At 72.4% G+C, this 12,801-nt stretch carries 10 protein-coding genes; 6 read left to right on the plus strand and 4 right to left on the minus strand.

The window, feature by feature from the left end; all coding sequences use genetic code 11:
- Positions 1-39: 39 nt before the first annotated feature.
- A complete protein-coding gene (locus ABZS54_RS26875; protein WP_355541211.1) occupies positions 40-879 on the minus strand; it encodes an NAD(P)H-binding protein in 840 nt (279 codons plus the stop codon).
- A gap of 151 nt (positions 880-1,030) precedes the next feature.
- Complete coding sequence (locus ABZS54_RS26880) at positions 1,031-1,525, minus strand: FBP domain-containing protein (protein ID WP_355541214.1); 495 nt, start codon at positions 1,523-1,525, stop codon at positions 1,031-1,033.
- 101 nt (positions 1,526-1,626) lie between these two features.
- Between ABZS54_RS26880 and ABZS54_RS26885 the strand changes: the two genes are divergently transcribed.
- The 5 genes from ABZS54_RS26885 to ABZS54_RS26905 all read left to right on the plus strand — a co-directional run bounded on the left by ABZS54_RS26885 (position 1,627) and on the right by ABZS54_RS26905 (position 7,229).
- Positions 1,627-2,193 (plus strand): WHG domain-containing protein, encoded by a 567-nt coding sequence (locus ABZS54_RS26885; protein WP_355541217.1) that lies wholly within the window; start codon positions 1,627-1,629, stop codon positions 2,191-2,193.
- Between the two features lie 172 nt (positions 2,194-2,365).
- Entirely contained in the window at positions 2,366-2,893 is a 528-nt protein-coding gene (locus tag ABZS54_RS26890) for a DUF1697 domain-containing protein (protein WP_355541220.1), read from the plus strand.
- 170 nt (positions 2,894-3,063) lie between these two features.
- Entirely contained in the window at positions 3,064-3,705 is a 642-nt protein-coding gene (locus tag ABZS54_RS26895) for a helix-turn-helix domain-containing protein (protein WP_355541223.1), read from the plus strand.
- A gap of 231 nt (positions 3,706-3,936) precedes the next feature.
- Entirely contained in the window at positions 3,937-4,686 is a 750-nt protein-coding gene (locus ABZS54_RS26900; RefSeq protein ID WP_355541226.1) for an ABC transporter ATP-binding protein, read from the plus strand.
- Positions 4,686-7,229, plus strand: a complete 2,544-nt coding sequence (locus ABZS54_RS26905; RefSeq protein WP_355541229.1) for an FtsX-like permease family protein — start codon at positions 4,686-4,688, stop codon at positions 7,227-7,229. Before ABZS54_RS26900 ends, ABZS54_RS26905 begins: the two co-directional genes overlap by 1 nt.
- A 260-nt stretch (positions 7,230-7,489) precedes the next feature.
- On the opposite strand, the gene ABZS54_RS26910 is transcribed toward ABZS54_RS26905, so the two are convergent.
- Together ABZS54_RS26910 and ABZS54_RS26915 are read right to left on the minus strand one after the other, a co-directional pair.
- Entirely contained in the window at positions 7,490-8,095 is a 606-nt protein-coding gene (locus ABZS54_RS26910) for an NAD(P)H oxidoreductase (RefSeq protein WP_355541232.1), read from the minus strand.
- Positions 8,096-8,149: 54 nt separating this feature from the next.
- Complete coding sequence (locus tag ABZS54_RS26915) at positions 8,150-9,211, minus strand: NADP-dependent oxidoreductase (RefSeq protein ID WP_355541235.1); 1,062 nt, start codon at positions 9,209-9,211, stop codon at positions 8,150-8,152.
- Between the two features lie 169 nt (positions 9,212-9,380).
- On the opposite strand from ABZS54_RS26915, the gene ABZS54_RS26920 reads away from it, so the two are divergent.
- On the plus strand, positions 9,381-12,701 hold the full coding sequence (locus ABZS54_RS26920; RefSeq protein WP_355541238.1) for a BTAD domain-containing putative transcriptional regulator: 3,321 nt from the start codon (positions 9,381-9,383) through the stop codon (positions 12,699-12,701).
- Positions 12,702-12,801 lie beyond the last annotated feature (100 nt).

The following is a 12,801-nucleotide window of genomic DNA, read 5'->3' on the forward strand; positions in this document are numbered from 1 at the left end:
GCGCGGCGCCCCCGCCCCCCCCCCCCCCCGCCGCGGGGGTCAGGCGAAGTCGGGGCGGTGGTCCTGGGCCCAGGTTTCGAAGCTGCGGGCCGGGGCGCCGGTCAGGTCCCGGATCGTGGTGGTGATCAGTGGCGGTTCGGGGGGTGTGTCGGCGCCGGCGAGGAGCGCGTCGACGAGAGCCGGTGGGCGGCCGTCGGCGAGCATCTGCGCCCTCGCGGCGGCAACCGGGACCGGCTCGAAGCGCAGCGGGCGGTCGATTGCGGCGCCGATCAACCGGACCTGATCGGCTCGGCTCACGACCTCCGGACCGGTCAGGACGTAGGTGGCCCCGGCGTGGCCGTCCTCGGTGAGCACGCGGACCGCCGAGGCGGCGACGTCGCGTTCGTGCACGACCGGCTTGGCGGCCAGGTCCGGGCCGTGGACGACGCCCGAGGCCCGGATCTGCCCGGCCCACCCCAGCGCGTTGCTCGCGATGGTGTCCGCCCGGAGGAAGGTCCACACGGCGGTCGACTTCGTGATCACGCGCTCCATCTCGGCGTGCAGTCCGCTGATCGGGTCGGCCTGACGGTCGACGTCGTCGCGCACACGCGAGGAGGAGAGGTAGACGACGCGGCCGGTCTGCGCGGTCACCGCGTCCAGCACGCCGGGAGCGCCGTCGGTGGTGAGGAAGGGCCAGACCAGGAACACCGCATCGACCCCGGTCAGAGCCGCCGCGAGGGTGTCCGGCTCGGCCAGGTCGCCGCCCACCACCTCGACCTCGGCGGGCAACCCGGCCGCCTCGGGACGACGCGCCAGGGCCCGCACCGCGACTCCTGCGGCCAGTAGTTGGTCGACCACCTGCCGGCCGACGTTTCCGGTTGCCCCGGTTACCAGAATCATGTGCAATCCCTCGTGTTTCGAAGGCGGTGGGTCCCGCCTCGTCAGGATGATCTTGCAACCATGACCTCATATGAGGTCAAGGGTGTTTCGGCCGGGTCCGGGATCGGGCCCGGCCGAAACGCCGGTGCCGGCCCAGGCGCGGGATCGCGGTCTACTCGATGACGTTGGCCAGGAACGCCGACAGGTTGGCCCGGGTGCGCTCGATCTGTTCGGCCGGGGACAGGGACTCCTCGAAGCGCCCGCCGGGCGCCGGGGCCTTCAGGCCGCGTACGTACAGCGAGCACGCGAGGTCGGTGCAGATGTACATGCCGAACGAATTGCCGTCCCGGCCGGCCCGGCCGGTCTTGCGTGCGGTCATCAGCGAGACGCCGCGGCCCGGGTGCGTGGTCAGGCACAGCGAGCACATGCTGCGGTGCAGGTAGCCTCGCTGCTGAGCGGGAAAGCGCAGGGCGATGCCGACGAGGTCACCCTGGTATTCGGTGACCAGATAGGTGCGATCGGGTGCCCCCGGATCGCCCCAACCCAGGAAATCCAGGTCGGCCCACGGCCGTTCGGCCAGGTCACGGGGCATGGGCAGGCGCTGGGCCGCACCCTTGGAACAGTTGACGAACGACGTACGGATGTCCTGCTCGGTGAGTGGGTTCATGCGGCGGAAACTAACAGTGCCTAGGTATCCTAGGCAAATACCTAGTGGCTCTAGGAAGCGCGGACCGCGCGCCGGTCGGTGCCTCGACGAAAGGGTGACGTGTGGCTCGGGCGGGACTGACGGCGGAACGGGTGACTCGCGCCGCGGCGGATCTGGCGGACGAGGTGGGGTTCGAGAACATCACCCTGACCGCACTGGCGCGCGGCTTCGGGGTCAAGGACGCGAGCCTGTACTCGCACGTGAAGAACCTCCAGGAACTGCGGCTCGGGATCGCGATGCTGGCCGCCGACGAACTGGCGGACCGCATCGGTGCGGCGGTCGCGGGCCGGGCGGGCCGGGACGCGCTGATCGCCTTCGCCCGGGCGTACCGGGAGTTCGCGTTGGAGCGTCCCGGCCGCTATGCGGCGAGCCAGGCGCGGATCGACCCGGCGCTGGTGGCCACTTCCGAGGGCTACCGGCGCAATGTCGAGAACACGTACGCGATGCTGCGCGCCTACGGCCTGGAGGAACCGGACCTGACCGACGCGGCACGGCTGTTGCGCAGCGCGTTCCACGGCTTCGCGGTGATCGAGGGCAATGGCGGGTTCGGCCACGTGCGCAGGCCGAGCGAGTCCTTCGACCGGGCCGTGGAGGCACTGCACGTGGCGCTGGTCAACTGGCCCGGCTGAGCCGGCTCGGCGAACCGGGCCCGGAGCCGCCCGAAGCGACGTGATCCGCTGCGACCGGACCCGCTTCGGCGTGCCTTCGCCGAATGCGATGGAATCGGTGGCGATCGGTTCGATCATGGCTGCGCGGGAGCGGGCGTCGCATGGGCGAACCCGGGTGCGAAGGAGGCGCGTGGTGACGAGATACGTGGCGCTGTTGCGCGGCGTCAACGTGGGTGGGCATCGCCGGGTGCCGATGGCGGATCTGCGTCGTGTCCTGACCGAGCTGGGATACGCCGAGGTCAAGACGCTGTTGCAGAGCGGGAACGCGGTGTTCGAGGCGGCCGAACAGCCGACCGCCGATCTGGTGGCGGCGATCGAGGCCAAGCTGGTCGGCGAGTTCGGGTTCGCGGTGGACGTGATGGTGCGCAGTGGCGCGGAGCTGCGCGCGGTGGTCGCGGCGAATCCGCTGGAGGTATCCGACCCGGTCAGGTTCGCGGTGGCGTTCCTGAGCCCCGCCGCCGATCCGGCGGTGCTCGACGCGGTCGATCCGGACAGCTACGCGCCGGACCTGCTTCGGGTGGGCGAGCACGAGTTGTACATGTATTTCCCGAACGGCCTGGGCAAGGCGCGGCTGTCGCCGATCCTGACCCGCAAGCTTGGCGACAAGGCCACCGTCCGCAACTGGAACACGGTGACCAAGCTGCTCGCGATGGTGGAGTGAGATCGGAGCGACCGGCGGGCCTCGACTTCGCCTGATCGACTGCTGATCGGCCCGCGGGTGATCGACGCGTTTCGGCTCTGCCGCGTCGTCGGATGGTGGGCCCGATCACACGGGTCCGATCGCGCTCGAACCCATTGCACAATTTCCTGTGCACAGATTATTGTTTACTGGTGACCGTGTCACCGGAACGCCGAGATGTCAGCGAACTCGAAGCGCTGAAGGCCTTGGCGCACCCCCGGCGCCAACGAATCCTGCGGGAGCTGGAGGCGAGTGGGCCCGCGACGTCCGCGTCGCTGGCCCGGGCACTGACATTGAACACCGGCGCGACCAGCTACCACCTCCGGGAACTGGCCCGACACGGGTTCGTCGAGGACTTCGTGGATCCGCATGCGCACGGGCGCGAGCGGTGGTGGCGTGCTGTGCGACGGGACCTGCGGTTCCCGCCGCGCAGCGAGCAGAGCGAGGAGATCCGGCCGGTCGTCGACGAGCTCAACCGCCTGGCCTTCGCGGCCGACCTGGAGGAATACCGCAGGGCGCAGACCGCGACCGAGGCCGATGAGGGGATGGACATGCCGTACTCGCGCGGGACCATCCACGTCACGCCGGCCGAATTGGGCGAGTTCTTCGAGGAGTACATCGCGCTCCTCAACCGGTACAAGCGGGCCGGACCGCTGCCTGCCGAGGCGCGCCCGGTTCGCACGCGCTTCCTCGCGTTCCCGGCCTCGGCCGGCGGGCGGGACGACGGGGGCGACGACGGGGCACCGGAGAGTGCCGACCCCGGAACGGGCGACCCCGGAACCGACCGGCCCTGAACAGTCGGGCCCGGCGATCGGGCCCCGACACGCGCGACCCCGGCAGCCGGAAACCCCGGCATGCGAGACCCCGGTAGCGCCCAGACCCGGGAATCCGAGACCCGAGCACCTCACCCAAGCCCGAGCACCGAGCCACCGATGCGCCGCGCGCCGGCGCACGTTTCGGCGACTCCGGAATCCGTCCGGCTCGGCACCGATCCCCATCCGAACAGACAAGGGCGGCACCGCACCATGAGTACGCACGACCAGATACCCGACGCCGTGTCCCTGACCGGCGTCGGACGCATCCACGGCAAGGGCACCGCCGCGGTCACCGCCCTGCACGACGTCACCGTCGGCATCCGGCGCGGCAGCTTCACCGCGGTCATGGGGCCCTCGGGCTCCGGGAAGAGCACGTTCCTCCAGTGCGCCGCCGGCCTGGACCGGCCGACCAGCGGCAGCGTGCGGCTCGGCGACACCGACCTGTCCGGGCTGTCCGAGACCGGCCTGACCGAACTGCGGCGCGAGCGGATCGGCTTCGTCTTCCAGGCGTTCAACCTGATGCCCTCGCTGACCGTGCTGGAGAACATCACGCTGCCGCTGCGCCTGGCCGGCCGCAAGGCGGACGGGGCCTGGCTGGCGGAGATCGTCCAGCGAGTGGGCCTGACCGGGCGCACCGAACACCGGCCGGCCGAACTGTCCGGCGGCCAGCAGCAGCGGGTCGCGATCGCCCGTGCGCTGGTCACCCGGCCCGAGGTGGTCTTCGCCGACGAACCGACCGGCGCGCTGGACACGGTCACCGCCAAGGAGGTGCTGGCGCTGCTGCGCGACACCGTGGACGCGATGGGCCAGACCGTGGTGATGGTCACCCACGACCCGGTCGCCGCGTCCTACGCCGACGAAGTGCTCTTCCTCGCCGACGGACGCATCACCGACAGACTGGCCGGAGCCGGCGCGGACCGGATCGCGGACCGGATGACGCACCTGGGCGCGTGGGCCTGATGTTCTTCCTCGCCCTGCGTACCCTGCGCGCCCGCAAGGGCGGCTTCGCCGGCGCGTTCGTCGCGCTGGTGTGCGCGGCCGCCCTGGTCACCGCGTGCGGCGCGCTGCTGGAGACCGGCCTGCGCGGCGACATCCGGATCGAGCGCTACGCCGGTACCGACACCGTGGTCACCGCCGACCAGAACCTGCACTGGACCAAGCACAAGAAGGGCAAGACCAAGACCAAGTCGAAGCCGCTGACCGAGCGGGCCTGGCTGGACGCGGCCGCCGTGGACAAACTGCGTGCGGTACCGGGTGTCGAGGCCGTGGTCCCGGAACTGACCTTCTCGGCCCACGTGCTCACCCCCGGCGGCCGGGCCCTGGACACCGACGGCAACGCGTGGGGGCACGCCTGGGAGTCGGCCCGGCTGACCCCGTTCACGCTGCGCGCGGGTCGGGCACCGGCGGCCGGCGAGGTCGTGTTGGACGCGGACCTGGCCCGCCGGGCCGGGGTCCGGGTCGGCGGCACGGTCACCGTCCAGGCCGGCCGGGCCCCGGGCAGCTACCGTGTGGTGGGCATCGCGGCACCGCCCGGCCGGGACGCCCTGGCCCGGCAGGCCAGTGTGTTCTTCGCCGACGCGGACGCCCGGCAACTGGCCGGACACCCCGGACAGGTCGCCTCGGTCGGCCTGTTCACCGCACCCGGCGCGAACCCGGGCACGGTGCGCGCGGCGGCTCGGGAAGCGCTGGCGGGCACCGGCGCGCAGCTGCGTACCGGCACCGATCGCGGGCCGGCCGAGTTCCCGGCCGCGGCCAAGGCCCGAGTGACCCTGGTCAGCCTGGGCGGCGCGCTCGGCGGCACCTCGTTGCTGGTGGCGATCCTGGTCGTGGTGGGAACCTTCGCGCTGTCCATCCAGCAGCGCCGGCGCGAGATCGCGCTGTTGCGCGCCATCGGCGCGACGCCTCGGCAGATCCGCCGCATGGTGGGCCGCGAGGCACTGGTGGTGGGTCTGATCGCGGGCGCGCTCGGCGCGTTCGCCGGGCTGGGGCTGGCTCGTTGGCTGCACGGGCGGTTCGTCGCGTTCGGCGCGATGCCGGACACGCTGGCGCTGAAGCTGAGCCCGATCCCGCTGATCGGCGCGGTACTGCTGACCCTGCTCGCGGCCTGGACGGCAGCGCGCGTGTCGGTGCGCCGGGCCGCGCGGGTCCGGCCGACCGAGGCGCTGGCGGATGCGGCGATCGAACGACCGCGGCTCGGTATCGCGCGCACGATCGGCGGTGTGGTCGCGGCGCTGGGTTACGGCGTACTCCTGTTCGTGTTGAGCACACTGGACACCGAACCCAAGTCCACGCCGGTCACCTTCCTCACCGTGATCCTCGCCGCCGTCGCGATCGCGCTGCTCGGTCCGCTGCTCGCTCGCGCGGGCGTCGCCGTACTGGGTCTGGTGGTCGGGCGCCTGTCGCCGATCAGCGGGTTCCTGGCGGCGCGCAACGCACGGGCCGCCGCCGAGCGGGTGGCTGCGGTGGTCACCCCGCTGAGCCTGGCGGTGGCGATGGCGTCCACCATCCTGTTCACCCAGACCACGGCGAGCCACGCCGCGGGGGAGCAGGCGAAGGCGGGCACGTTGGCGTCGTACACGCTGGTCGCGGGCCCCGGGGTGCCGGGCAGGGCGGCGGAGGCGGTGCGGGCGGTGCCCGGGGTCGAGGTGGTCACCGAGGTTCTGCACACGCTCGTACGGGCAGGCCAGGACAAGTTCCCGGCTCAGGGCGTCACCCCGCAGGGCGTGCAGCGCACGCTCGACCCGAAGACCCGGTCCGGCTCGTTCGCGGCGCTCGCCGACGGCACGGTCGCGGTGAGCGAACTGGCGGCCAAGACCAAGGGGGTCGGCGTCGGCGACGATCTGCGGATCACCATGGGTGACGGGGTCGAGGTCACCCTGAAGGTGATCGCGGTGTACGAACGCGGCCTGGGCTTCGGCGATCTGACGCTGCCTCATGCAGTGGTGGCGGCGCACGTGGACCGGCCGGCGGCGGAGGCGGTGCTCGTTTCCGGTGCGGCCGGGGCAGCGTTGTCGCGGGAGTCGTTGCAGCGGGCGCTGGGCGAGTTTCCCGGGGTCCGGGTGTTGGATCGGGGCGAGGTGGAGCAGGCGCGTCGGGATCAGGCCGGCACCCAGGCCCAGGTCAACTATGTCGCGATGGGACTGATCATCGCGTTCACCGGCATTGCGGTGGTGAATACGCTGGTGATGGCGACGTCGGCGCGAAGGCGCGAGTTCGCGCTGTTGCAGTTGGTGGGCACCACTCGTCGGCAGGTGATGCGGATGCTTCGCTGGGAGACCGGGGCCGTGGTGCTGTTGGCCGCCGTGCTGGGGTCGGTGGTCGCGTATGCGACGTTGACCGCGTACAGCGTGGGGATGACCGCGAGTGCGTCTCCGTATGCGCCGCCGTTGACGTATGCGGCGGTGTTGGTGGCGGCGACGGGGTTGGCGTTCGTGGCTACGGTCGTGCCGGCTCGCGTGGCGTTGCGGGGGAATCCGGCGGACACGATGGGGTTGCGGGACTGATTTGGCCTCAATCGCCGGCCGGGCTGATTGGACCTGGCCTTTGGCCGAGGTCGCCTCAAGCGCCGGCGGGGCTGGGTCGCCTCAAGCGCCGGCGGGGCTGATTGGACCTGGCCTTTGGCCGAGGTCGCCTCAAGCGCCGGCGGGGCTGATTGGACCTGGCCTTTGGCCGAGGTCCAATCAAGCGCCGGCGGGGCTGATCGGTTGGGGGAAGGGGCTTGGGCGCCGGTCGGGGGTCCGGCCGGCGCCTTTGGGGTGAGGGGTCAGGGGGTGGGTGGGGTGTGGGTGTAGGTGGTTATTACTTTTTCCGCGGAGGTGAGGAGTTCGGTGTCGTGGGCGCCGGTGGCGACCGTGTCGTGGAAGAGGTGGACGTGGGCGTCCTCGATGCCGACGAAGTTGGAGATGCCGATGCGGAGGCGGCGGTCGAGCAGGTCGTCCCAGCCGCCCTTGGTGAAGTGTTCGTGCGAGTAGCCGGCCAGGCCGAGCCACAACATGCGCTTGCCGGCCAGACGCGGGCGGCTGCGGCCGTAGGCGAAGCCGTAGTTCCAGACGCGGTCGATCCAGCCCTGAAGCAGGGCGGGCAGGCCGAACCACCACACGGGGAAGACCACGACGATCGTGTCGGCCGCCTCGATCCGGGCCATGTGCGCGCGGACCTCCGCGCTGTAGACCTTGTCCCGGTCGGCCCAGTCGGGTTCGTCCTCGACGGTCATCCGTGGATCGAATCCGTCGGCGTGCAGGTCGAGTACGTCCACGGTGTGGCCGTCGGCCAGCAGCCGGGCCCGGGCCCGGGCGGCGACCCGTGCGGTCAACGAGTCGGCCCGCGGGTGGGCGAGGACGACGAGGGCGTGCGGCGCTTCGGTGGTCATGGCGTGGCCTTCCTCGGTGGTGGTGTCGGTGACGGGGGGAGCGGGCGAGGTCGGTCAGTCGGCCAGACGGACGAGCATCTTGCCGGTGTTGGCGCCGTTCAGCACACCGAGGAAGGCGGCGGGCGCCTGCTCGATGCCCTCGAACACGGTCTCCTCCGTGCGCAGCGAACCGTCGCCGAGCCAACCGAGCGCGCGCTCGGTGAATTCCGGGAACAGCGCGAAGTGGTCGGTGACCAACAGGCCGCGCAGGTTCAGCCGCCGGGTGTAGGCCTGGAAGATATTGCTCGGGCCGGGCACCGGCCCGGTCGCGTTGTAGCCGCTGATCGCGCCGATCAGCGCGAACCGGGCGCCCACCTTGGCGTTCGCGATGGCCGCCTCCAGGTGGTCGCCGCCGACGTGGTCGAGGTAGACGTCGATGCCCTCGGGAGCGGCCTGGGCGAGCTGGTCGCCGATCGCGCCGGCGCGGTAGTCCAGCGCGACGTCGTAGCCGAACTCGTCGCGCAGCCGTGCGGTCTTGGCCGGCCCGCCCGCGGAGCCGATCACTCGGGCCGCGCCCAGCTTGCGGGCGATCTGGCCGGCCACACTGCCGACCGCGCCCGCCGCGCCGGAGACGAACACGGTGTCGCCCTCGCGGACCGGGGCCACCTCGGTCAGCGCCGCGTACGCGGTCAGTCCGGTGGTGCCCAGCACACCGAGGTACGCCTGGGCGGGTACCGCGGAGGTGTCCAGCACGATGGCGGTCGCCGCGTCGACGACCGCGTACTCGCGCCAGCCGGCGAAGTGCGACACGGTCGCGCCGACCGGGACGGCGTCGGAGCGGGAGGCGATCACCTCACCGACCGCGCTGCCGTCCAGGACCGCGCCGAGCTCGAACGGCGGGATGTACGACTCGACGTCGTCCATCCGACCGCGCATGTACGGGTCGACCGACATCCACGTGTTGCGGACCAGGATCCGGCCCTCGGCCAGGGCCGGGATCGCGGCGGTGACCAGCTCGAAGTCGGCGGCGGTGGGGGTGCCCACCGGGCGGGCGGCCAAGCGGATCTCGCGACCGGTGACGGGGGTGTCGGAGGCGAGGGTGGCGCCGGCGGTGTTGGTGTCGGTGTTCGCGGACATGGTGTGTGCTCCCGGTTCGTAAGTTCTGCTGTTCGGTGTGTCTTGTTCGGGCCGTCCCGAACTCGATGACACGAGAGTGCCGCCGGTCGCGCACGAAATCCTGCGGGTCCACGCACGGACGCCGGCGGGCGACCGTCAGAGCCGGGTTGACCTGCGCTAACGTGGCGGCATGCGCTTCGGGGTGATGGGTCCGCTGGCGGTGTGGACGGCGGACGGACAGCCGGTTCGGATCCCGGAGTCGAAGGTGCGCGCGCTGCTCGCGGACCTGCTCGTGCACCGCGGTCACCCGGTCTCGGCGGACCTGCTGGTGGAGGACCTGTGGGGCGCGGACCCGCCCGGCAACCCGGCGAACACGCTGCAGACCAAGGTCTCCCAGCTGCGCCGGGCGCTGGAGGCGGGCGAGCCCGGGGGCCGCGAACTGGTCGCCTATCGCCCGCCCGGCTATCAGCTGCGGGTGGACGCGGACGCCGTGGACGCGGATCGGTTCGCCGAACTGACCGCGCGGGCGCGGGCCGGCGCCGACGTGCGCACCCGGGCGGGATTGCTCGCGGACGCGCTCGCGCTGTGGCGTGGGCCGGCGTTCGCCGACTTTCGGGACGAGGAGTTCGCCCGCGCGGCGATCACCCGGCTGGACGAGCAGCGGCTGACGGCCATCGAGGACTACGCCGAGGCTCGCCTGGAACTCGGCGAACACACGCTGCTGGCCGACGAGTTGGGGGAGCAGGTCGCGCTGCATCCGGTCCGCGAGCGGCTGCGCGCGGCACACTTGCGCGCGCTGTACCGCTCCGGGCGGCAGGAGGAGGCGTTGGCCGGGTACGCCGAGCTGCGCGAGCGGTTGGCGGAGGAACTGGGCCTGGATCCGGGGCCGGAGTTGGCCGCGCTGCATCGGGCGATCCTGGCCCAGGACCCGAGCCTGGCTTCGGTCGCGGCGCCGGCCGATGCGGCCATCGGTGCGGCGGCCGGCACGTCGGTCGGGGTGGCTGCGCGGACGCGGAGCAATCTGCCCGCCGCGTTGACCGAACTGGTCGGTCGCGAGGACGCGGTGGCCGAGGTGGACGGGCTGCTCCGGAGCGCTCGCCTGGTGACCTTGACTGGTTCCGGTGGGGTGGGCAAGACCCGGCTCGCGCTGGAGAGCGCGGCCCGGGCGGTCGACGATGCGTCCTTCCCGGACGGGGTGTGGTTGGTCGAACTGGCCGGTCGGCGCGACCCGAACGGCGACGAGCTGGCCGACGCGATCGCCTCGGCGCTGGGCATCAGGGACGAGGCCGCGGCCGGCGCGGGGCATCGCACGGCCGAGTCGCGGACCCGGCTGGCGGACGCGCTGCGCGGGCGCGGGCTGTTGCTGGTCCTGGACAACTGCGAGCACGTGATCGAACCGATCGCGGAACTCGCCGACCTGCTGCTTCGGGCCGCACCGGAACTGCGGATCCTGGCCACGAGTCGAGAGCCGCTGACGGTGGGCGGCGAGGTGTTGTGCGTGGTGCGACCGCTGGTGGTGCCGGCCGCGGGGGCGGATCCGGCGGCACTGGCCGAGTCCACGGCGGTGCGGCTGTTCGTGGCCCGGGCGGCCGCCGCGGCACCCGGGTTCGTACTGGACGCGCATACGGCGGACGCGATCGCGGCGATCTGCCGCCGCCTGGACGGGATTCCGCTGGCCCTGGAACTGGCTGCGACCCGGGTGCGCGGGCTCGGCGTACACGGGCTCGCGGCGCGCCTGGACGACCGGTTCCGGGTGCTCGGTGTGGGTCGGCGCGGGGTGCCGGCCCGGCAACAGACGCTGCGCGCGATGATCGACTGGAGCTGGGAACTGCTCGGTGCGGCGGAGCGGATCGTGCTGCGCCGGTTGGCGATCCACGTGGACGGATGCGCTCCCGAGGCCGCGGAGGTGGTCTGCTCGGGGATCGACGTGGCTCGGGCCGACGTGCTCGATCTGGTCGGTCGATTGGTTGATCGTTCACTGGTGGTCGTGGTCGAGGGGCCGTATGGGCCGAGGTATCGGCTGCTGGAGTCGGTCGCCGCGTATTGCCTGGAACACCTGCGCGCGGCGGGCGAGTTCGATGCCGTGCAGGGTCGACACGACGGCTGTGTCGCCGAGTTCGTCGAGTACGCCGCGCCGCGGTTGTACGGCCCGGAGCAGCGCGAGTGGCTGGCCCGGCTGGACGCGGAGAGCGGGAACCTGCGCAGCGCGCTGGACGGCGCGGTACGGCGCGCGGACGCGGGGCTCGCGGTGCGGCTGGCGGGTGGGGCGGCGTGGTACCGGTTCCTGCGGGGGCGCTATCGCGAGGCGTGGCGGGCGTTGGATACGGCGTTGGCGGTGGAGGCTTGTTTGGATTCGGATTCGGATCCGGATTCGGATTCGCGTGCGCCTGCGGGTGTGGTGGACCCGCTTCGGGCGGCGGCGGGGGCCTGGCGGGCCGGGTTCGCGATGTTGATCGGGGACGGCAGCGATCTGGTGCGGCAGAGCCGGGACGCGTTGCGGGCGTACGACCGGATCGTGGAGGGGCGGGCCCGGGCCGAATGGTTCCTGGGCCTGGCGCACCTGCACGTGGGCGACGCGGACGCGGGCGGCGAACTGATCGAGCGGGCCCTGGTCGGCTTCCGCGCGGCGGACGACGCGTGGGGCATCGCGGCGGCGTTGACCGGCCGGGCGAAGGCGATGATGTTCCGTGGCGATCCGGCGGCGGCCGGGGCGGCGGCCGAGGACGCAGCGGCACGCTTCGTTGCGCTCGGCGAGCGGTGGGGGCTCGTGCAGGCCTCGGACCAACTCGCGTATGTGGCCGAGGTGTCGGGCGAGTACGACCGCGCCGCCGCGCTGCATCGCGAAGGGCTGCGCGGGGCCGAGGAGTTGGGTCTGTGGACGGACGTGTCGTACCGGTGGTCCGGGCTCGGCCGGATCGCGCTGTTGCGGGGTGACTTCGCTCGGGCCGAGGAATTCCACGAGCGTGGGCGGCGGCTCGCGGTCGAGCAGTCGGACCGGTTCGCGGAGGAGTTCGCCGAGGTCGGACTCGGACTCGGGGCGCGGCGGGCGGGAGACCTGGTGGCGGCCGAGCGGCACTTGCGCAATGCGCTGGAGTGGAATCGTCGGCTGCACGAGGACTACGGCGTGCCGTTCTACGGGGTGACACTGCTGCTGGCCGAGTTGGGCTTCGTGGCCGAACTGCGCGGGGACGCGGTCGGCGCACGGGAATTGCACGAGGAGGGCTTGGCGGCGGCGCGGGCGTCCGGCGATCCGCGAGCCGTCGCGCTCGCGCTGGAGGGGTTGGCCGGGGTCGCGGCGATCTCGGGTCGGCCGGCAGAGGCGGCCACGCTGCTGGGCCGCGCGGACGCGCTCCGCGCTTCGATCGGCGCACCCTTGCCGGTGGGCGAACTCGGCGATGTGACGCGGATCGCGGCGGCGGCCCGGGAGAAACTCGGGCCTTCGGCCTACGCGATCGCCTTCCGCGTCGGGGTCGACTCGTCGGATGGGCCGGACGGCCTCGGCCGCCTCTGAGTCGGGTTGTCGGTGGGTTCGAGCCGCGAAGGTCGATCGGTCGAGTGGGCCGGGTCGTGGACTTCGAGGCTCCGCCGGGAGCTGCGGGATCGGGCTGGGC

Source organism: Embleya sp. NPDC005575 (genome assembly GCF_040605455.1).
In the GTDB taxonomy this organism is placed as follows: Bacteria; Actinomycetota; Actinomycetes; order Streptomycetales; family Streptomycetaceae; genus Embleya.